This is a genomic window from Bradyrhizobium cedriense, assembly GCF_054602315.1.
The window spans coordinates 610,799-631,096 of record NZ_JBTSWB010000005.1 but is presented as its reverse complement, the minus strand read 5'-3'; the positions used below and the strand labels follow the sequence as shown (position 1 = coordinate 631,096).

The 20,298-nt window shown below is 64.6% G+C and carries 20 protein-coding genes; 13 read left to right on the top strand and 7 right to left on the bottom strand.

The annotated features are described in order from the left end of the window. The first annotated feature begins 58 nt into the window (after positions 1–58). The 6 genes from ACYCVF_RS24225 to recQ all read left to right on the top strand — a co-directional run bounded on the left by ACYCVF_RS24225 (position 59) and on the right by recQ (position 8,318). On the top strand, positions 59–1,240 hold the full coding sequence (locus ACYCVF_RS24225; protein WP_459603594.1) for an MFS transporter: 1,182 nt from the start codon (positions 59–61) through the stop codon (positions 1,238–1,240). Positions 1,241–1,369: 129 nt separating this feature from the next. Next, a complete protein-coding gene (locus ACYCVF_RS24220) occupies positions 1,370–2,932 on the top strand; it encodes an amidase family protein (protein WP_459603595.1) in 1,563 nt (520 codons plus the stop codon). 255 nt (positions 2,933–3,187) lie between these two features. Further along, complete coding sequence (locus tag ACYCVF_RS24215; RefSeq protein WP_459603596.1) at positions 3,188–4,489, top strand: O-acetylhomoserine aminocarboxypropyltransferase/cysteine synthase family protein; 1,302 nt, start codon at positions 3,188–3,190, stop codon at positions 4,487–4,489. A 12-nt stretch (positions 4,490–4,501) separates the two neighbouring features. Further along, the gene (metA, locus tag ACYCVF_RS24210; RefSeq protein ID WP_459603597.1) at positions 4,502–5,500 is read left to right on the top strand and encodes a homoserine O-succinyltransferase MetA; all 999 of its coding nucleotides are present in this window, start codon (positions 4,502–4,504) and stop codon (positions 5,498–5,500) included. Between the two features lie 105 nt (positions 5,501–5,605). Next, positions 5,606–6,349: a polysaccharide deacetylase family protein gene (locus ACYCVF_RS24205; protein ID WP_459603598.1), complete on the top strand. Its 744-nt coding sequence runs from the start codon at positions 5,606–5,608 to the stop codon at positions 6,347–6,349. Positions 6,350–6,452: 103 nt separating this feature from the next. After that, positions 6,453–8,318, top strand: a complete 1,866-nt coding sequence (gene recQ, locus ACYCVF_RS24200) for a DNA helicase RecQ (protein WP_459603599.1) — start codon at positions 6,453–6,455, stop codon at positions 8,316–8,318. A gap of 199 nt (positions 8,319–8,517) precedes the next feature. Here recQ and ACYCVF_RS24195 read toward each other — a convergent pair whose 3' ends face one another. Continuing rightward, positions 8,518–9,534 carry a 1-aminocyclopropane-1-carboxylate deaminase gene (locus ACYCVF_RS24195; protein ID WP_459603600.1) on the bottom strand — a complete coding sequence of 339 codons (1,017 nt, stop codon included), beginning with the start codon at positions 9,532–9,534 and terminating at the stop codon, positions 8,518–8,520. Positions 9,535–9,692: 158 nt separating this feature from the next. On the opposite strand from ACYCVF_RS24195, the gene ACYCVF_RS24190 reads away from it, so the two are divergent. Both ACYCVF_RS24190 and ACYCVF_RS24185 read left to right on the top strand, forming a co-directional pair. Next, complete coding sequence (locus ACYCVF_RS24190; RefSeq protein WP_459603601.1) at positions 9,693–10,157, top strand: Lrp/AsnC family transcriptional regulator; 465 nt, start codon at positions 9,693–9,695, stop codon at positions 10,155–10,157. A 162-nt stretch (positions 10,158–10,319) separates the two neighbouring features. Further along, positions 10,320–10,880 carry a carboxymuconolactone decarboxylase family protein gene (locus ACYCVF_RS24185; protein ID WP_459603602.1) on the top strand — a complete coding sequence of 187 codons (561 nt, stop codon included), beginning with the start codon at positions 10,320–10,322 and terminating at the stop codon, positions 10,878–10,880. A 66-nt stretch (positions 10,881–10,946) separates the two neighbouring features. Here the strand turns inward: ACYCVF_RS24185 and ACYCVF_RS24180 are convergent, their stop codons facing one another. After that, positions 10,947–11,816, bottom strand: a complete 870-nt coding sequence (locus ACYCVF_RS24180) for a hypothetical protein (protein WP_459603667.1) — start codon at positions 11,814–11,816, stop codon at positions 10,947–10,949. A 209-nt stretch (positions 11,817–12,025) separates the two neighbouring features. On the opposite strand from ACYCVF_RS24180, the gene ACYCVF_RS24175 reads away from it, so the two are divergent. Continuing rightward, entirely contained in the window at positions 12,026–12,271 is a 246-nt protein-coding gene (locus ACYCVF_RS24175; RefSeq protein WP_459603603.1) for a hypothetical protein, read from the top strand. 9 nt (positions 12,272–12,280) lie between these two features. On the opposite strand, the gene ACYCVF_RS24170 is transcribed toward ACYCVF_RS24175, so the two are convergent. Then, positions 12,281–13,216 carry an alpha/beta hydrolase gene (locus tag ACYCVF_RS24170; protein ID WP_459603604.1) on the bottom strand — a complete coding sequence of 312 codons (936 nt, stop codon included), beginning with the start codon at positions 13,214–13,216 and terminating at the stop codon, positions 12,281–12,283. A 147-nt stretch (positions 13,217–13,363) separates the two neighbouring features. Here ACYCVF_RS24170 and ACYCVF_RS24165 point away from each other — a divergent pair, with 147 nt between their 5' ends. After that, complete coding sequence (locus ACYCVF_RS24165; RefSeq protein ID WP_459603605.1) at positions 13,364–14,251, top strand: branched-chain amino acid aminotransferase; 888 nt, start codon at positions 13,364–13,366, stop codon at positions 14,249–14,251. A 6-nt stretch (positions 14,252–14,257) separates the two neighbouring features. Here the strand turns inward: ACYCVF_RS24165 and ACYCVF_RS24160 are convergent, their stop codons facing one another. Then, positions 14,258–14,875 (bottom strand): class I SAM-dependent methyltransferase, encoded by a 618-nt coding sequence (locus tag ACYCVF_RS24160; RefSeq protein ID WP_459603606.1) that lies wholly within the window; start codon positions 14,873–14,875, stop codon positions 14,258–14,260. A gap of 43 nt (positions 14,876–14,918) precedes the next feature. Further along, on the bottom strand, positions 14,919–15,509 hold the full coding sequence (gene phaR, locus ACYCVF_RS24155; RefSeq protein WP_459603607.1) for a polyhydroxyalkanoate synthesis repressor PhaR: 591 nt from the start codon (positions 15,507–15,509) through the stop codon (positions 14,919–14,921). 302 nt (positions 15,510–15,811) lie between these two features. Between phaR and ACYCVF_RS24150 the strand changes: the two genes are divergently transcribed. The 3 genes from ACYCVF_RS24150 to yddG all read left to right on the top strand — a co-directional run bounded on the left by ACYCVF_RS24150 (position 15,812) and on the right by yddG (position 18,969). Continuing rightward, positions 15,812–16,990, top strand: coding sequence for an acetyl-CoA C-acetyltransferase (locus ACYCVF_RS24150; RefSeq protein ID WP_459603608.1), 1,179 nt, complete (start codon positions 15,812–15,814; stop codon positions 16,988–16,990). 240 nt (positions 16,991–17,230) lie between these two features. Continuing rightward, the gene (gene phbB, locus ACYCVF_RS24145) at positions 17,231–17,956 is read left to right on the top strand and encodes an acetoacetyl-CoA reductase (RefSeq protein WP_459603609.1); all 726 of its coding nucleotides are present in this window, start codon (positions 17,231–17,233) and stop codon (positions 17,954–17,956) included. A gap of 143 nt (positions 17,957–18,099) precedes the next feature. Then, positions 18,100–18,969 (top strand): aromatic amino acid exporter YddG, encoded by an 870-nt coding sequence (gene yddG / locus ACYCVF_RS24140; protein WP_459603610.1) that lies wholly within the window; start codon positions 18,100–18,102, stop codon positions 18,967–18,969. A gap of 121 nt (positions 18,970–19,090) precedes the next feature. On the opposite strand, the gene ACYCVF_RS24135 is transcribed toward yddG, so the two are convergent. Together ACYCVF_RS24135 and gloB are read right to left on the bottom strand one after the other, a co-directional pair. After that, positions 19,091–19,513 carry a cupin domain-containing protein gene (locus ACYCVF_RS24135; RefSeq protein ID WP_459603611.1) on the bottom strand — a complete coding sequence of 141 codons (423 nt, stop codon included), beginning with the start codon at positions 19,511–19,513 and terminating at the stop codon, positions 19,091–19,093. 9 nt (positions 19,514–19,522) lie between these two features. Further along, entirely contained in the window at positions 19,523–20,290 is a 768-nt protein-coding gene (gloB, locus tag ACYCVF_RS24130; RefSeq protein ID WP_459603612.1) for a hydroxyacylglutathione hydrolase, read from the bottom strand. Between the last annotated feature and the right edge of the window lie 8 nt (positions 20,291–20,298).

The window sequence follows — 20,298 nt, the reverse complement described above, 5'->3', positions numbered from 1 at the left end:
AATGGTTTTGCGGCAGTGCCGCTATCTGCGTGGCTCGTCCCGTCCATTGGAGCTACGCATGCCTCCCGCCGTTCTCGCGCTCACCGCTGGTGCCTTCGGTATCGGCACCACCGAATTCATCATCATGGGCCTCCTGCTCCAGGTCGCAGCAGACATGCACGTCTCGGTGCCGGTCGCGGGCCTGCTGATATCGGGCTACGCGCTCGGCGTGTTCGTCGGCGCGCCGGTGCTGACGCTGGCGACGCGTCGGATGCCGCGGAAGGCGGTGCTGCTCGCGCTGATGGCGATCTTCACGCTGGGCAACGCAGCCTGCGCGCTGGCGCCGAACTACGAATTGCTGATGGCCGCGCGCGTGCTGACCTCGCTCGCCCACGGCACGTTCTTCGGTGTCGGCTCGGTCGTGGCCACCGGCCTCGTCGCCGAGGACAGGCGCGCGTCTGCGATCGCCACCATGTTCATCGGTCTGACGGTCGCGACGCTTCTGGGCGTGCCCTTCGGCGCCTGGTTCGGCCTGATGCTCGGCTGGCGCGCGGCGTTCTGGGCCGTGACGGTCATCGGTGTGATTGCGTTCGCGGTGGTGGCCGCGCTCGTGCCCGGACACGTCGGCAACGGCGACAGGCCGATCTCGCTTGCCGAAGAAGTGGCAGTGCTCAGCCGTCCGCAGGTGCTGCTCGGCCTGGCGATGACGGTGTTCGGCTTTGCCGGCCTGTTCGTCGTTTTCACCTATATCCAGCCGATCCTGACGCGTTTCACCGGCTTCTCGGAGGCCGCCGTCTCGCCGATCCTGCTCGTGTTCGGCGTCGGACTCGCGATCGGCAATGTCGCCGGCGGCAAGCTTGCGGACCGCGGCCTCGGACGGGCCCTGACCGGGACGCTGGCGGCGCTTGCAATCGTGCTGCTTGGCCTGGCCGCCGTGTTGTCGATCAAGATTCTCTCCATCGCGCTGATCCTGCTGCTCGGCATCGCCGCCTTCGCGACCGTCGCTCCGCTCCAGCTTCGCGTGCTGGAGGCCGCCGGCTCGAGCGGCCGCACGCTGGCTTCCAGCCTCAACATCGCCGCGTTCAATCTCGGCAACGCGATCGGCGCCTGGGTCGGTGGCGTCACCATCGATCACGGGCTCGGTCTCTCCGCGTTGCCTCTGGTGGCAGCCGGAATTACCGCCGTTGGTCTCGCGCTGGCGCTGTGGAGCCTCCGGCTCGATCGCGCGCAGGCCGCCGTCGCGGCGTGCCCGGCGGAGTAGAGCGAAAGCGTGAAGCTTACTGGCGATTGGTCCCATCGATCCTTACGTCATCGCGCCATGCAGAAACGGACCTGTACAGGTCCGCATGTCGTCCTTAACCTCCGCCGCGCAATTCAAGGAGATGCTGGCGTGGCGAAGAAGACGACGACCAAGAAGAAGAGCGTATCGAAGAAGGCGGCGAAAACTTCGAAAAAGGCGAGCCCCGGCCGCAAGAGCGCGGCTCCGAAGCCGGCCAGTAAGGCCGTCCGGGGGAAGTCCGCCGCACCACGCCGCCCGAAGGGACCGGCCTGGCAATGGTCGGCGGTCGAGACCGCGGCTGCGATCCGCTCCGGCGCCATCTCCGCAGTCGAGGCGGTCGAAGCGCATCTCGATCGGATGCGCGCCGTCAATCCGCGGCTCAACGCCGTCGTCGTCGACCTCTCGGAGGAAGCGTTGAAGGCTGCACATGCGGCCGACAAGCAGCGCGCCAGGGGTGGCGAGCTCGGCCTCCTGCACGGCGTGCCGATCACGATCAAGGAGAACGTCGATTATCAGGGCCGGCCGAACTTCAACGGCGTGCCCGCCAACAAGGGCCTGGTTGCCCCCTCGGATGCGCCGGTCGTGCGCAACCTGAAGAAGGCCGGCGCGATCGTCATCGGGCTGACCAACACCCCGGAATTCTCCTTCCGCGGCTTCACCGACAATCCTCTGCACGGGCTGACGCTGAACCCCTGGGATCCTGACATCACCTGCGGCGGCTCCTCAGGCGGTGCGGGCTCGGCGGTCGCGGCGGGCATCGGCACCATTGCGCATGGCAACGACATCGGCGGCTCGCTGCGCTGGCCGGCGCATTGCAACGGCATTGCCACCATCAAGCCGACACAGGGGCGGATCCCCGCGTTCAACGAGAGCGCAACGGCCGAGCGTCCGATGCTGGCGCATCTGATGTCGGCGCAGGGACCGCTCGCGCGCCACGTCGCCGACGTTCGCCTCGCGCTGGAGGCGATGAGCCAGCGCGATCCGCGCGACCCCTGGTGGGTGCCGGCACCGCTGGTCGGACCCAGGCCGAAGGGGCCGATCAAGGTCGCGCTGGCAAAGATCCCGGAGGACATGGACGTCGATCCGTCCGTCTCCGCGGCGCTGCGCACGGCTGCCGATCATCTCGAGCGGTCCGGCTACCGCGTCACCGAGGTCGAAGTGCCCGACATCAATGGTGTCTGGCAGACCTGGTGCGACATCATCACCAACGAGACCGTGGTGATGCAGGAGGCCGGCATGCTGAAGGTCACGTCGGAGGATTTCCACAAAGCCTGGGGCGGCATGAAGGCCAGGGCCAACGTGCTCGATCTGAAGGCCTGGATGCAGGCGACGGCCGCGCGCAATGGTCACATCCGCGCTTGGCAGTTGTTCTTCGAAGAGTATCCGGTCGTGCTGGCGCCGACCACGGTGAAGCCGACGCCGGGCCCGCGTGACGACACCGTCAGCCCCGAGCGCGTCCAAGAGATCTTCTGGGGCGAGATCCGCTTCATCTCCGCCATCAACGTGCTGGGCCTGCCCGGCGCCGTGGTGCCGGTGGCGTTGCATGAAGGCAAGCCGATCGGCGTGCAGCTCATTGCCGGGCGCTATCGCGAAGATCTCGCGCTCGATGCCGCGGCCGCGATCGAGAAGCGCGCAGGCGTGCTGACCCGTCAGCTCTGGGAGATGATGGAATAGGGTGACAATGCCGCCCTCTCCCCTTGTCGCGTTCAGATCGGGGGAGAGGGCGGCTCGCCACGGCGATCCTTCAATTCATTAATCCAATTTAACTCGAATGTTCGTCAATTCGCCAACAAGCGTTAGGGTTACTTCCTCGATCTCTATACGAATTATTGTCCGCTTTACCACCCGCCTCTAACAGAGAAACGGCGGACAACGCACGTGCCTCATACAGGCCAATAAGTGCGGCCCGCCCCACGCGGAGGTGGCACGATGCGCAACGAGACGATCGCTATTCACGCCGGTTACGAGCCCGAAGCCACCACGCATGCGGTGGCCGTGCCGATCTACCAGACGGCGGCCTACGCCTTCGACAGCGCCGATCACGGAGCCGCCCTGTTCAACCTCGAGGCTGAAGGTTTTCGCTACAGCCGCATCGCCAATCCGACCAGCTCGGTGCTGGAGAAGCGAATCGCCCAGCTCGAAGGCGGCGTCGGCGCCCTCGCGGTCGCGACCGGCCAAGCCGCGCTGCATTTCGCCTTCGTCAACGTCGCCGATCACGGCGGCAACATCGTTTCCGTGCCGCAGCTCTACGGCACCACGCACACGCTGCTCTCGCACATCCTGCCACGCCAAGGGATCACCGGCCGTTTCGCCGAGAGCGACAAGCCGGATGCGATCGCGAAGCTGATCGATGAGAACACCCGCGCCGTGTTCGCCGAGACGATCGGCAATCCCGCCGGCAATGTCTGCGACATCGAGGCGCTGGCGAAAATCGCGCATGCGCATGGCGTGCCGCTGATCGTCGACAACACGGTGGCCACGCCGATCCTGCTCAAGCCGTTCGACTACGGCGCCGACATCGCCGTGCACTCGCTGACCAAGTTCCTGGGCGGTCACGGCACCACGCTCGGCGGCGCCATCGTCGATTCCGGAAATTTCCCCTGGGCCAAATATGCCGAGCGCTTCCCGGCCTACAACAAGCCCGATGCCTCTTACCACGGTCTCGTCTATGCCGAGCGCTTCGGCCGCACCGCCTATATCGAGCGCGCGCGCAGCGTCTATCAACGCACCATGGGCTCGGTGCTGTCGCCGTTCAACGCCTTCCTGCTGCTCCAGGGCATCGAGACCGTGGCGCTGCGCATGGAACGCCATGTCGAGAATGCGCGCAAGGTCGCCGAATTCCTCCGCGGCGATCCGCGAGTTGCCTGGGTCAATTACACCGGCTTTCCGGACAGTCCCCATTATCCGCTGGTGCAGAAGTACCTGAGCGGCAACGCGTCCTCGCTGTTCACCTTCGGTATCAAGGGCGGCATGGAGGCCGGCAAGACCTTCTATGATGCGCTGAAGCTGATAACGCGCCTCGTCAATATCGGCGATGCCAAGTCGCTGGCCTGCCATCCGGCTTCGACCACCCACCGGCAGATGTCGACGGAGCAGCAGCGCGTCGCCGGTGTGCTGCCGGAGACCATCCGTTTGTCGATCGGCATCGAGCATGTCTCGGACATCATCGAGGACATCGACCAGGCGCTGGAAAAGGCCTGCCCGACGGCGCGCCTCGAGGCCGCGGAGTAGGCGGCGGCGCCCATGACGATCTTGATCGAGAGGGATCAAGTCATCGACGGCCCGGCGCTGGTGCCGGCCGCGCACGATCTCGCGCGCGACGCCGGCGCCGAACTCACCATCGGGCTCGTCAACAACATGCCTGATCCCGCGCTGAAGGCGACCGAGCGCCAGTTCAAGAGGCTGCTCCAGGCTGCCGCAGGTCCGCGCCGTATCCGCTTCCACTGCTTCTCGCTTCCCACCGTGAAGCGGTCGCCGGAAGCGAAGTGGCATGTCGAGAGCGAGTATTCCGAGCTTTCGGATCTCGAGCGCCGGAAGTTCGACGGGCTGATCGTGACCGGCGCAGAACCGATCGCGCCTGAGCTCGACCAGGAGCCATACTGGCGGGACTTGACGAACCTTATCGACTGGGCCAGGGCCAACACACGCTCGACGATCTGGTCGTGCCTTGCCGCACATGCCGCGGTGCTGCATCTCGACGGTATCGAACGGCGGCGGCTGCCGGCCAAATGTCACGGCGTTTTCGATTGCGACGTCGTGACGAGCGATTCGCTGACCCGTGCCGCACCTGCACCGTTCAAGGTCTCGCATTCGCGCCTGAACGAGATCGCCGAAAGCGACCTCGTGCAGGCCGGTTATCAGGTGCTGACCCGCTCGGGCCAAGCCGGCGTCGACGTCTTCGTTCGCCAATATGCCAGCCGCTTCGTGTTCTTCCAGGGCCACCCTGAATATGACGCGCTGTCGCTCCAGCGAGAATATCTGCGCGACATCGGCCGCTATCTCGCGCGGGAGCGCGAGACTTATCCGCGCCTGCCGGTGAGCTATTTTGACGCAGCAACGGAAGAGAAATTGGCTCGCTTCGAAAAGAAGGCGGCACACCAACGCCACCCGGCGCTTACCAACGAACTGCCTGGATTGAACCTCCGCGCCGATATCGGTGCTGGCAGTGCCGCGGCGGTGCTGTTCCGCAATTGGTTGCGCTATCTCGGAGCGCATTCGGACGCGCCGGTGGCGGCGCGCTAGTCGAAGCGATCTTGGTGCCCCGTTAGGATTACTCGGGCGTTAGGCTTGCCTCGGCCCGGGCGCGAATGTTTCAGTACAGACACGGAATCACAGGAAACTCAGTTCGTGTTGTCGGCACTCCAGGGACGCGTGAGCAATCGGCTGGCCCGGCATTTCCGTGTCGCGCCGCACCGACTGCCCGCGCATGCGCCGATGGTGAGCTTCACCTTCGACGATGCCCCCGATAGCGCCGCAAGTGAGGGCGCCGAGCTTCTGGAGCAACATGGCGGCCGCGGCACCTATTACCTCGCCGGCAGCCTGATCGATCGTCCTTCGGACCATTGGCGTGGACTGTCGAACGAGGCGATCTTGCGACTTCACCGCGCCGGGCACGAGATTGCCTGCCATACCTTCTCGCACCAATGCTCGGCCGATCTGGACGAAGCCGCCATGGCGCGCGAGATCGATCGGAACCGCAGTCATTTCCGCGCTATCGATTCCTCGATCAAGCTGGAGAACTTCGCCTATCCCTACGGGATCGCCTCGGTCTGGCGCAAACCGCAACTCGCAAAAGCCTTCCGTTCCGCGCGCGGCATCCTTCCCGGCGTCAATCGCGACGTCATCGACCTCCAATTCCTGCGCGCCTCGCCGCTCGTGAATTGCGAGATCGACCCGGCGGGCGTTGACCGCTATTTCGACGAGGCAGTCGCAAGTGGCGGGTGGCTGATCTTCTACGGCCATGACGTCGCCGATACGCCAAGCCCCTTCGGCTGCACGCCGCGCCTGATGCGTCATGCACTCGAGGCCGCCCGAAAGCGCAACATGCCGATCGTGACGGTCGCGGAGGCGTTGCGACGGATCGGAGCCTAACTTCTTCCGTTCCGCGGCGCGCCCACCCGAACGCTCTTGCCACGCCGGCGCCGCCATGCGACTGGCCTTGTGACGAATCTCACGGCACGATGCTGTTCCGCCCATGACCGCTCCCTTCACCGCTCCGCTCCCTGCGCCGGCCGCCGGCCGCGACGCGCTGTCGGTGCTGCATTCCGTGTTCGGCCTGCCCGGCTTCCGCGGCGAGCAGGGTGAGATCATCAAGCACGTCACGGATGGCGGCAATTGCCTGGTGCTGATGCCGACCGGCGGCGGCAAGTCGCTGTGCTACCAGCTTCCGTCATTGCTGCGCGAGGGCTGCGGCATCGTGGTCTCGCCGCTGATCGCCTTGATGCGCGACCAGGTCGCCGGGCTGATCGAGGCCGGCGTCAATGCCGCCGCGCTGAACTCGTCGCTGACGCCGCAGGAGGCATCGGACATCGAGCGACGCCTTCTTGCGGGCGATCTCGACCTGCTCTATGTCGCGCCGGAACGCCTGGTCACGCCGCGCTGCCTGTCGCTGCTGGCGCGGGCGAAGGTGTCGCTGTTTGCGATCGACGAGGCGCATTGCGTCTCGCAATGGGGCCATGACTTCCGTCCGGAGTATGTCGGCCTCTCCATCATCGCTGAGCGGTTTCCCGACGTGCCGCGCATCGCGCTGACCGCGACCGCCGACGAGCTGACGCGAAAGGAAATCGTCGAGCGGCTTGGGCTCACGGGCGCGCCGCAATTCGTCTCGAGCTTCGACCGGCCCAACATCCGCTACGAGATCGTCGACAAGCGCAACGCGGTGTCGCAGCTGAAGGAGCTCATCCACGAGCGTCACGCGGGCGATGCCGGCGTCGTCTATTGCCTGTCGCGCAATCGGGTCGAGGAGGTCGCTGCCGCGCTTCAAGACGCCGGCATTGCGGCGCTGCCCTACCATGCCGGGCTCGACGGCAGCGTGCGCTCGCGCAACCAGGACCGCTTTCTCAACGAGGACGGCATCGTCATCGTCGCGACCGTGGCGTTCGGCATGGGCATCGACAAGCCCGACGTGCGCTTCGTTGCCCATCTCGACCTGCCCAAGAGCATCGAGGCCTATTACCAGGAGACGGGGCGAGCGGGCCGTGACGGCAAGCCGTCGACGGCCTGGATGGCCTATGGCCTCTCGGACATCGTGCAGCAGCGCCGCATGATCGACGAGTCCAACGCCTCCGACGAATTCAAGCGGGTCTCGATCGGCAAGCTCGACGCGCTCGTTGGCCTTGCCGAAACGCCGCACTGCCGGCGCCGGCGGCTGCTCGCCTATTTCGGCGAGATCGTGCTGAGCGAAAGCTGCGGCAATTGCGACAATTGCCTGACGCCGCCCAAGATGCGCGACGGCAAGGTGCTGGCGCAGAAGCTGCTCTCCTGCGTCTATCGCACCGGCCAGCGTTTTGGCGCGATGCATCTGATCGACGTGCTGGTGGGGCGGCAGACCGAGAAGGTGACGCAGTTCGGCCACGACAAGCTCTCGGTGTTCGGCATCGGCCGCGAGCTCAACGAAAAACAGTGGCGCACGGTGCTGCGGCAACTGGTGGCGATGGGTCACCTGCACAGCGACAGCGAGGCGTTCGGTGCGCTGAAGCTGATGGACTCCGCGCGCGGCGTGCTGCGCGGCGAAACGGAGGTGTGGCTGCGCGAGGAAGCGCCTGGCACGCGCATCCGTTCGAGCCGGGCCAAGTCCCGCCGCGGCGACCTCGCGCCTGCTGCGAGCGCGCCGCAAGGCGATGTCGATCCAGAGCTGCGCGCGCGACTGCGCACCTGGCGTTCAGACGTCGCGCGCGAACGCGGCGTCCCGGCCTATGTGGTGCTGCACGATGCGACGATCGACGGTATCGTCCGGGCCTGGCCGACGACGCTGGACGAACTCCGCAACGTGCCGGGAATCGGCGACAAGAAGCTTGAGCATTACGGCGACGAGCTGCTGCAGATCATCAGGACGCGATAGCAAGCCAAAAACTCCGCCGTCATCCCGGACAAGCGAAGCGCAGATCCGGGATCCATAACCACAGGTCGATGTGGTGACGACAGGCTGGCAACTACGAGCCTTCGCAAAACTGTTGCTGCAGCGTATGCGTCCCGGATCAGCGCTCCGCTGCGCTTGTCCGGGACGAGAGCTGTGTATGAGGGGAGAGCGACGGCTTCATTCAGCCATTCCTGAACGCATAAGCATACCCGTTCAGCGCGGGTGCGCCGCCGAGATGGGCGTAGAGGATCTTGGCGCCCTTCTCGAAATAGCCCTTCTTCGCAAGATCCATCAGGCCCTGCATCGACTTGCCCTCATAGACGGGATCAGTGATCATGCCTTCGAGCCGCGCGGTGAGGCGGATCGCCTCCTTGGTCTCCTCCGACGGCACGCCATAGGCGGGATAGGCGTAGTCCTCGATCAGCACGACGTCATCGGCGACCAGCTCCTTGCCGAGCTCGACGAGCTCAGCGGTGTTCTGCGCGATCTCGAGCACCTGTGCCTTGGTCTGCGCCGGCGTGAAGGACGCGTCGATGCCGATCACCTTCCGGGCACGGCCGTCGGCGGCGAAGCCGACCAGCATGCCCGCATGGGTCGAGCCGGTGACGGTGCAGACGACGATGTAGTCGAACTTGAAGCCGAGTTCGGCCTCCTGCTTGCGCACCTCCTCTGCGAAGCCGACATAGCCGAGGCCGCCAAACTTATGCACGGAGGCGCCGGCGGGAATTGCATAGGGCTTGCCGCCCGCCGCCTTCACCTCCTCGATCGCCTGCTCCCAGCTCTTGCGGATGCCGATATCGAAGCCCTCGTCGACCAGGCGCACGTCGGCGCCCATGATGCGCGAGAGCATGATGTTGCCGACGCGGTCATAGACCGCGTCCTCGTGCGGCACCCAGGCCTCCTGCACGAGGCGGCACTTCATGCCGATCTTGGCCGCGACCGCGGCGATCATGCGGGTGTGGTTGGACTGTACGCCGCCGATCGAAACCAGCGTATCGGCGTTCGAGGCGATGGCATCGGGAATGATGTATTCGAGCTTGCGCAGCTTGTTGCCGCCATAGGCGAGGCCGGAATTGCAGTCCTCACGCTTGGCATAGATCTCGACATTGCCGCCGAGATGTTTTGACAACCGCTCCAGCTTCTCGATGGGCGTCGGGCCAAAGGTCAGCGGATAGCGCGGATATTTGTCGAGCTTCATGGGTCATCCCGAGTGGCGTTGATGCTGCTGGCTGCGTAGCATCGTCCCGGGAAAATGTGCTCTCGAATATTGCACGCATGCTGCACGTTTTGTTGCATCTAAAGCGGTTCTTGATAAGGTATCTTCCATGATACCGCATTCATATGGAAGTTTCTTTCATGTCTGCCCGGCTCGACCGCACCGACCTTAAGATATTGAGATTACTGCAGAATAATGGTCGGCTGAGCAACGCCGAGCTGGCCGAAACCGTCGCCCTCAGCCCCGCCACCTGCCATCGCCGCACCCAGCGCCTATTCGAGGACGGGTTCATCGCCACCGTGCGCGCCATGATCGCCCCCAAGAAGGTGGCGAAGGGCACGCTGGTGATGGTCGGCGTCGTGCTCGACCGCTCGACGCCGGAGAGCTTTGCCATCTTCGAGCAGGCGATCGCCAGGCTGAAATTCGTGCTCGACTGCCACCTCGTCGCCGGCGACTTCGACTATTTCCTTAAAATCCGCGTCGGCGACATGGAGGACTTCAACCGCATCCACGGCGAGCAGCTCATCGCACTGCCCGGCGTGCGCCAGACCCGTACATTCTTCGTGATGAAGGAAGTCGTCGACAACGCGCCGCTGGAGTTTTGACCGGCCGGACGTGCGCAATCGGTCACTCAGGGACGACGCTTGCTCTGGGGCCGCGCGCATCTGCATGCCACTTGCAAAATGGCACGGCCGTCACGGCAACTTCACTTGCCCTGCGCACGCATGCAGGTGACGGTTGCCTCTTCTCAACGAGGAGATCCCATCGTGCGCCTTCCCATTCTCGATCCCAAGGATCTGACCGACGAACAGAAGCCGCTCTATGACGACATGCGGGCCGGCATCAAGGACCACTTCAAGGGCTTCGTGAACATGCGCGACGACGGCGCGTTGCTCGGGCCCTGGAATCCCTGGATTCGCGAGCCGCGCTTCGGCAAGCCGGTGTGGGAGCTGGTCAAGGCGATTGCGTCGAACCCTCTGCTGCCGGCGCCGGTGCGCGAGGTTGCGATACTCGTCACCGGCTCGCATTTCCGCTCCGGCTACGAGCTCTATGCTCATGTGCTGGTCGCCGAGCAACGTGGTCTCTCCGACGAGAAACTCGCGACCATCGTTGCGGGGCAGCGGCCGGTGGACCTCACCAGGCAGGAGGCAATCGCCTTTGACATGGCCTCGGCCCTGGTCAGCGGTGGCGTGCTGCCGGAACTGACCTATCGTGCGGCCGTGAAGGAGTTCGGCGAGCACGGCGCGGCCGAACTGTCCTATCTGGTCGGCGTCTACTGCATGGTGTCGGTCACGCTCAACACGTTCGACGTGCCGGTTCCGGAGTAGCAGCAGCTTTGTATCGTTTGGGCATGATCCTCTCGCGAAACCGCCGCGACTTCTCAGGGATCATGCTTAGTTGCGCACGGCGTAGAGCGGCGTACGCAGCGTTAGCTGGTAGGACGCCTTCGGTGTCCAGGCGATCTGCGCGGTGACGCCGAACAGGCGGTTGTCGTTGTCGTCCATGCGGTCGAGGTCGAGCCGCAGGACCGGCTGGGTGAAGGACTCCGCCAGCGTCCGTCCGGCGAACTGCGCGCCGCCGAAGGACTGCATGCCGAGGCGCCCGGTGAACTTCCAGTTGCTCGGCCATTGGTAGTAGCCGCCGGCATAGAGGATCGTGTTCGGCCGAATGCTGGCGAACGGGCTTGCGATGGTGGTGGTCGTGTATTGCATGCCCGCCAGCCAGCCCCGCGTCTCGTCCTCGTCGAGCGCGTAGTCGAATTCCAGGATGTTGTTGAACGAATTCGTCATGCCCTGTTCGTTCGGCACCGACTGCGTCAGGGTCGATTGCAGCGTGATGGTCGGTATCTTGCCGCCGTTCTGCTGGTAGAGATCGGCCTGCACGCCGATGTTCCAGCTCGTGATGTCAAAGGACGACCAGCCGCCGCCGATGTCAGTCGTCGAGCCCGACACGCCGCCATAGAGCGAGACACGGTCGCTGACGTCGACGGTCAGCGGCAGGTCGACGGCAATCGACTTCGCCGCCGGCAAGCCGTTCGGCAGAGTTGCGCCGCTCCGCAGCGCCAGGGCTTGAATGGCGGACGACACCGACGTGTTGCCGAAGCCGAGTCCGAGCGTGCCCGCCGGGATCATCGCATAGATCGTGCGCAAATCGAGATAGATGTTCGGGATCGCCGGCTTTGCCGGTTCGTCGTCATCGGTCTCGGCGAAGACGGCGCTTGACGAAATCGTCAGACAGACCAGCCCCGTCGCGACAGCGCGCAAAGCCGGACGGTGCGATGGGCTGCGACGTGACACGTGACAATCCGTGGGCCTGTGGTGACGTAATCGTGTGCCAGATGGAACTTGATCGCCGCCGTGGTCAAGCGCTATCCGCAATGATGGACTGTATCGATGGGCGCGGCTACCCTGTGCTTATAGCACCGACGCTCTCGACGGCCAGAGTGCAGGCCGGACAATGGAGGACGACAGCCATGAACACGTCACGCCGCATCGTGCTCGCCGGAATGGCGGGCCTCGCCGTCGCTCCGGCCGCTGTGGCGGCTGCTCCGGCCCCAATGCTTGATGACGTAACCGTCGCCGAAGAGCGCTTTGCGCGCATGATCGCCGCCGCGCACGCGCCCGACGTCGGCTGCGCACGGCAAGCCGAACGTTACGCGGACTCGCATTGGCCTGAATATGTCGTGGCAGCCCGGGCCGTTCTCGACGCGCGCGTGTGATGCGCGCTCTCACGTCTTCACTGCCCTCCGCACCTGCTCGCCGATCTGTGACAGCACGAGCTGCGCCTGCGGCAGGATAGCGCCCATGGCGTGGAAATTGTGGACCATGCCGTCGTGGCAGACGTGCTCGACGGCGACGCCCGCGGCGAGCAGCTTGCGGGCATAGGCATTGCCTTCGTCGCGCATCGGGTCGAATTCGGCTGTGTGGATGATCGCGGTCGGCAGGCCCGTGAGCCGTGTCGCGCGTAGCGGAGAGACGCGGGGATCGGCGGCGTCGATGCCGTCAGGCAGATAATCGGAGAGATCGGCTTCGATCGTGACGCGATCGATCAGGTGGCCCTCGGCAAATGCCTCGCGCGAGGGCGAGGTCTCCTCGAAGTCCAGCACCGGGCAGATCAGGCATTGAGCGGCGATGGAAAGGCCGGCGGTCTGCACCGCCTGCTGGCACACGATCGCGGCGAGCGTGGCGCCGGCGGAATCGCCGCCGATCACCAGGCGATCTGCGTCGATGCCGAGCGATGCTGCCTCGCGCGCCACCCATTCGGTGCCGGCGATCGCGTCGTCGACGGCGGCGGGAAATCTGTGCTCGGGTGCGAGCCGGTAGTCGATCGACACGAGGCGGCAGCCGGTGGCATGCGCCAGCGCTGCCGCGATGCGGTCATGTGTGGCGATGCTGCCGGCGACGAGGCCGCCGCCGTGAAAAAACACGAAGCCGGGCGCGAGCTCCCCGGCGCTCGCCGGCGTGTAGAGGCGATAGGGCATCGCGCCGCCGGGACCGGGCAGCATCCCATCGGACGTCGTCACATCCGGCGCTTCGGCACGCGTGAACTGCATCAGCTTTGCCAGCGATTGGCGCCGCGCCTCCACGCTCGGCCGGCTCCGGGCCTGCGGCCCAGCCGCAGCCATCATGGTCAACAAACGCTTTGCGAGCGGATCGAGCGGCATGGCGTACTCCGTATCGTTATCCGCATTATAGCCGGTTTGGCCTGTCTTAACCCAGCGCCGCCAAAGGGGGAGGGTGGCTCATCCCCGCAGCAAATCGTTTAGAAGTTGGGGCAATAGTGCCCGGATATTCCCAAGGGGAGGCCGGTCATGGCCGAGATCAAGAAGCCCATCGTCTACTCGCCGAGCTGGACCTTCTTCGAAGGCAAATGGCACGACGGCAATGTGCCGATCATGGGGCCGCGCACGCATGCGGCCTGGCTCGGCTCGATCGTATTCGACGGCGCGCGCGCGTTCGAGGGTGTTGCGCCCGATCTCGATCGCCACATCGCCCGCGTCAATCAGTCAGCGATCAATTTCGGCCTGAAGCCGGTGGTCGATACAGACGCCTGGCTAACGCTCGCGCAGGACGGTATTGCTCGATTTGCGCCTGATGCCGAGCTCTATATCCGTCCGATGTACTGGGCACAGAACGGAAGCGGCGGCGGCGTGCTGTTCGACCCCGAGACCACCATTTGGTGCCTGTGCATCTACGAGGCGCCGATGCCAAAGCCCGCAGGCAACGCGATCACGCTGTCGCCGTTCCGGCGGCCGACAGCCGAATGCGCACCGGTCGAGGCCAAGGCTGCCTGCCTCTATCCGAACAATTCGCGCGCGCTCGCCGAGGCCGCCGCGCGCGGCTTCAACAACGCGCTGATGCTCGACATGCTCGGCAACGTCGCCGAGTTCGGCAATTCCAACGTGTTCATGGCCAAGGACGGCGTGGTGTTTACGCCGGTGCCGAACGGCACTTTCCTGAACGGCATCACGCGCCAGCGCGTCATCAGCCTGCTTCGCGGCGACGGCGCCACCGTGGTCGAGAAGACGCTGCGCTATGCTGATTTCCTGGCCGCCGACGAGATTTTCTCAACCGGCAATTTCGCCAAGGTCGCGCCCGTGATCCGCATCGACGAGCGCGAGCTGAAGCCCGGTCCGTTCTATACCCGCGCGCGACAACTCTATTGGGACTTTGCGCACGACGTGAAGCTCGCCGCTTGAGAGGCGTTAACCGCTCCTCCGAAACCGGCTGAATTGAAACGCCTGCGTCGAGTCCCACGGCGTATGATGCGTCTCGCTGCGAGTCTCGATCAGCGCGAACTCCGGTCCAAGCTCCGCCGCAAGGCTGGCACTGTCATGGCGCTGCACCGGCAGGCCGCTGCATTTCTCGGGACCATCGGGTGCAAACGTCGCAATGATGACGTGGCCGTCGGTCGCAACCGCCGACCGCAGGCGCTCGACATAAGCGACCCTGTCGCGGGGATCGGTCAGGAAGTGAAACGCGGCGCGGTCGTGCCAGACGTCGTAGGTCTTCGCCGGCTGCCATGACGTGGCGTCGGCAACGATCCAGTCGACCCTCGAAGCAGCTCCGCCGATCCGCTTCTTCGCCGCGTCGAGCGCATTGGCAGAAAGATCCAGCACGGTGACGTCGCGATGTCCGTCCTGCAACAACGCATCGACCAGCCTTGATGCTCCGCCGCCGATATCGATGATAGCTGCACGAAGATTGGGGGTGGCCGCGCGGATCATCTCCAGCGAGGTCGCCGGGCTGTCCTGATACCAGCTGACCTCAGCTTCGCCCTTGCTGGCGTAGACATGGTCCCAATGGGTGCTTCGGTCAGACACGGCTCGTCCTCCCGCTCGCTGACACCGGTACGAATATGAAGGACTATTCGTCCTTCTTCGACATCTGCTCCAGGCGTTCCTGCATTTCCTTCATCTGCTGGCGCAGGTCGTCGATGTTGCTTTCCTTCGGCGCCTCGGCACTCGGATCTGCCTCCGGCTCGGTGGTGGCGGCCGAACGGGGCGCTGCGAACGGCTTGAACATCGAGAAAGTCTGCTGGAACAGCTCCATGTTGCGACGAACTTGCTCTTCCAATGGGGCAAAAGGAGTGCCGGACAGCGTATTGGCGATCTGCTTGCGGAACTTTTCCTGCTCCTGGGTCAGGGTCGCGATCGACTGCTCCAGATATTTCGGAACCACCATCTGCATGCTGTCGCCATAGAAGCGGATGAGCTGGCGGAGGAAGGTGGTCGGCAGCAGGTTTTGGCCGGCCTTGTTCTCCTGTTCGAAAATGATCTGGGCGAGCACGGAGCGGGTGATGTCGTCGCCGGACTTGGCATCATAGACCAGGAAATCTTCGCCATTCTTGACCATGGCGGCGAGGTCTTCCAGCGTCACGTAGGTGCTCGTTCCGGTGTTATAGAGCCGGCGGTTCGCGTATTTCTTGATGGTCGTGGGTTGGTCTGATTTCGCCATGGGCTCTCACTTGCAAACGCGGAGAACGGGAACCTGTCGGCCATGCCGCAGGGCGGGAAGAGTACGCAACGCAACAAAATAAGCATTTTCAAAGGGCTCACGCTACCGTTTTGTGCGGCACGGTTAATCGCAGAGCAAAATCGTGCTTGCGAAAGCGCCAAGAACGCTATTTTGAATGCGCTGCGGCATGAATTCGGTCGCCGTCCGATTGACATGCCTCAACGACGTTAACAGGATGCAAGTCGAGACTGGCGAGCCGTTTCCCCAGCCCCGTCTGCCCCAATCAACCCCAGGAGATGCCCATGTCAGACGATGTCGTCATCGTCAGCGCCGCCCGCACCCCGGTCGGAAGCTTCAACGGAGCGTTCGCGACCCTTCCCGCCCACGATCTCGGTGCCGTCGCCATCAAGGCCGCGCTCGAGCGCGCGGGCATCGAGCCCGGCCGGGTCTCCGAGGTGATCATGGGGCAGATCCTGACCGCCGCCCAGGGCCAGAATCCGGCCCGTCAAGCTTCGATCGCCGCCGGCATTCCGGTGGAGAGCCCGGCCTGGGGCGTGAACCAACTCTGCGGCTCCGGCCTGCGCACGGTCGCGCTCGGCTATCAGGCGCTGCTGAACGGCGATTCCGAGATCGTCGTCGCGGGCGGCCAGGAATCCATGAGCATGGCCCCGCACGCCCAGTATCTGCGCGGCGGCGTCAAGATGGGCCCGGTCGAGTTCGTCGACACCATGATCAAGGACGGATTGTGGGATGCCTTCAACGGCTACCACATGGGCAACACCGCCGAGAACGTCGCGCGGCAGTGGCAGATCACCCGCGCCCAGCAGGACGAGTTCGCGGTCGCCTCGCAGCAGAAGGCCGAGGCCGCGCAGAAGGCCGGCAAGTTCAACGACGAGATCGTTCCCGTCACCATCAAGACCCGCAAGGGCGACATCGTGGTCAGCGCCGACGAATATCCGCGCCATGGCGCAACGCTCGACGCGATGGCGAAGCTGAAGCCTGCCTTCGAGAAGGAAGGCACGGTCACCGCCGGTTCGGCCTCCGGCATCAACGACGGCGCCGCCGCCGTGGTGCTGATGACCGCGAAGCAGGCGGCCAAGGAAGGCAAGAAGCCGCTTGCGCGCATTGTGTCCTGGGCTCAGGCCGGCGTCGATCCGAAGATCATGGGCTCGGGCCCGATCCCGGCTTCGCGCGCCGCGCTGAAGAAGGCCGGCTGGAGCGTCGGCGATCTCGACCTGATCGAGGCCAACGAAGCCTTCGCGGCGCAGGCCTGCGCCGTCAACAAGGACCTCGGCTGGGACACCTCCAAGGTCAACGTCAATGGCGGCGCGATCGCGATCGGCCATCCGGTCGGCGCGTCCGGCGCACGCGTGCTGGTGACGCTGCTGCACGAGATGCAGAAGCGCGATTCGAAGAAGGGCCTGGCCACGCTGTGCATCGGCGGCGGCATGGGCATCGCGATGTGCCTGGCGCGCGACTGACGACGCTCCGACACGCAGCTGACGCGTGCGCCGCACACGTCAGCGCGTGCGTTGCACGCGACTAAAAAGGCGGCGGTTGCAAATCAAATATTCTTCGCAACCGTCCACGCCTCGACTAAAGAGAAACGCCCGGCTCGACGCCGGGCGTTTTGTTCTTGATGTCCGTCAAACGTCCCGCATAATCCGCAGCTAAAAAGCGATCTCAGAAACGTCCGACGAGTCCAAGGGAAGGAATACGACATGGCACGTGTTGCATTGGTGACGGGTGGTACGCGGGGCATCGGAGCGGCGATCAGCAAGGCGCTGAAGGCGGCGGGTTACAAGGTTGCGGCGAGCTATGCCGGCAACGACGCGGCGGCGGAGAAGTTCAAGGCCGAGACCGGCATCGCCGTCTACAAATGGGACGTCAGCAATTTCGATGCCTGCGCCGAGGGCGTGAAGAAGGTCGAGGCCGATCTCGGGCCCATCGAGGTGCTCGTCAACAATGCCGGCATCACCCGCGATACCGCCTTCCACAAGATGACGCTCGAGCAGTGGAACGCCGTCATCAATACCAATCTCGGCTCGCTGTTCAACATGACGCGTCAGGTCATCGAGGGCATGCGCGCGCGCAAGTTCGGCCGCGTCATCTCGATTTCCTCGATCAACGGCCAGAAGGGGCAGTTCGGTCAGGTCAACTATTCCGCGGCGAAGGCCGGCGACATCGGCTTCACCAAGGCGCTCGCACTCGAGAACGCCAAGGGCGGCATCACCGTCAATGCGATCTGCCCCGGCTACATCAACACCGAAATGGTGCAGGCGGTGCCGAAGGACGTTCTGGAGAAGAATGTGATCCCGCAGATCCCGGCCAGCCGGCTCGGCGAGCCTGAGGAGATTGCGCGCGCGGTCGTGTTCCTCGCGGCCGACGAGGCCGGCTTCATCACCGGCTCGACGCTGACGGTCAACGGCGGCCAGTACATGGTGTGATGCGATCGCATCACGAGCGCCGATAAATTTCCACATCGTCATGCCCGGGCTTGTCCCGGGCATCCACGGCCTTACAACAGCCGTCGCCACGGAAGAACGTGGATGGCCGGGACAAGCTCGGCCATGACGGAAGCATTGGGCCGATGACTCCCCGCACGGCAACACTGATCGGATTGACCGCGATCCTGATGTGGTCGCTGCTGTCAGTGATGACGGTGGCGACCGGAAAGATCCCGGCGTTCCAGCTCGCCGCGATGACCTTCGCGATTGGCGGTGTCGTCGGCCTGCTCACCTGGATCGGGCGGAGCGAGGCGGCGAAAAGCCTGCGTCAGCCGCTCGTCGTCTGGGTCGTCGGCGTCGGCGGCCTGTTCGGCTATCACGCGCTGTATTTTCTCGCGCTGCGCTTTGCGCCGCCGGCCGAAGCCGGCCTTCTGAATTACCTGTGGCCGCTGCTGATCGTGCTGTTCTCGTCATTCCTGCCCGGCGAGCGGCTGGCCGCGCATCACATCTTCGGCGCGGTGCTCGGCCTCGTCGGCACCGTGCTGCTGTTCGCCGGCAACACCTCGGGCTTCGCGCCGGGCACGCTGCCGGGATTGATCGCGGCCTTCATCGCCGCCTTCGTCTGGGCAACCTATTCGGTGCTGTCACGCCGGCTGAAGGCGGTGCCGACTGATGCCGTCGCAGGCTTCTGCCTCGTCACGGCCGTACTGGCTGCGCTGATGCATGGTCTGCTTGAAACCACGGTCTGGCCGGAGACCACGGTGCAATGGCTCTCGGTCATCGCACTCGGCATCGGCCCGGTCGGTGCTGCATTCTACGCCTGGGACATCGGCATGAAGCGCGGCGACATCCGCGTGCTCGGCGCCGCCTCCTACGCGACGCCGCTGCTGTCGACCGGCTTCCTCATCGCTGCCGGTTTTGCCAAGGCCAGCGCCAACATCGCCATTGCCGCGATCCTGATCGCCGGCGGCGGCCTGATCGCGGCGAAGGACATGGTGCTGCGAAAGCGATGATCATCGTTCCGGGGCGCGCGGAGCGAGAACCCGGATCCAGAACCTGGATCCATGTATCCACGTCAATCGTGGTGAAGTCGGTTCAATTTCCTCGCTCGGGCGTCACCCGGGAAGTGGCGAGCTAAGGCTCCCAGTCCTTCGGTGCGAGCTCGAACTTCGCGAACTCGAACGCTGGCGCCACGGTGCAGCCGACCAGTGTCCACTCGCCGGTGGTCTCTGCCATCTGCCAGGCATTGGCCGGCACGATTCCCTGGGGCCGCTCGCCGCCCATGAGATCCGTACCGAGCCGCACCTCGTGCTGCGAGCAGCCGTCATGGGCGATGCGAAGCGTCAGCGGGCTGCCGGCGTAGTAGTGCCAGGTCTCGACCGCATCGACGCGATGCCAATGCGAGCGCTCGCCGTGAGCAAGCAGGAAGTAGATCAGGGTTGAGCGCGAACGCCCGTTGGCGTCCGTGGCCTGGTCGCGAAACGTCTCGCGATAATGGCCGCCCTCGGGATGCGGCCGCAATTCGAGGCGCGCGATGATCTCGGCTGCGGTCGGCATCGATCCCCGTCAGGACTTGTTTTTACGCTCGCGCAATTCGCCGAACACCGCGGCGGCGTCCGCACCCTTCATGTGTAGCCTGGCTGCGACCTCGGGCGCATCAGCCCGCAGGAACACGTTTGCTCGCTTCTCGTCACCAAGCAGTGAGGGAATGGTGGGCTTGTTCTCGGCCCGCAACCTCGTCACCTCGGCGGCGCGTGCCTGGAGCGCTGCATTGTCGGGGTCGACGGTGAGCGCGAACTTCACGTTGGACGCGGTGTATTCGTGGCCGCAATAGAGCTTGAAGTCGTCGGGCAGGGCCCGCAGCTTCAGAAGCGAATCCCACATCATCGGATAGGTGCCCTCGAACACGCGGCCGCAGCCGATCGAGAACAGCGTGTCGGCAGCGAATACCGTCTTCTCGGTGTCGAACACGTAGGAGACGTGGTCGAGCGTGTGGCCGGGCGTCTCCACGACGCGCGCCAGCAAATTGCCGATCTTGACCACGTCGGCATTGGCGACGCGCAGGTCGACGTTTGCAATCTTCGTTGTTTTGTCATGCGGCGCGACGACGCGGCAATCGTATTTCTGCTTGAGTTCGGCGACTCCGCCGACATGATCGCCGTGATGATGGGTGATCAGGATGTCGGTGAGCTGCCAGCCCTCGCGTGCCAAGGTCTCGAGGATGGGGCCGGCCTCCGGCGCGTCGATCGACGCCGTCGCCTTGGTTTCCACATCGTGGATCAGATAACCGAAATTGTCATTTAAACAGGTGAAAGTACGAATTTCGGCGGCCATGTCATCTC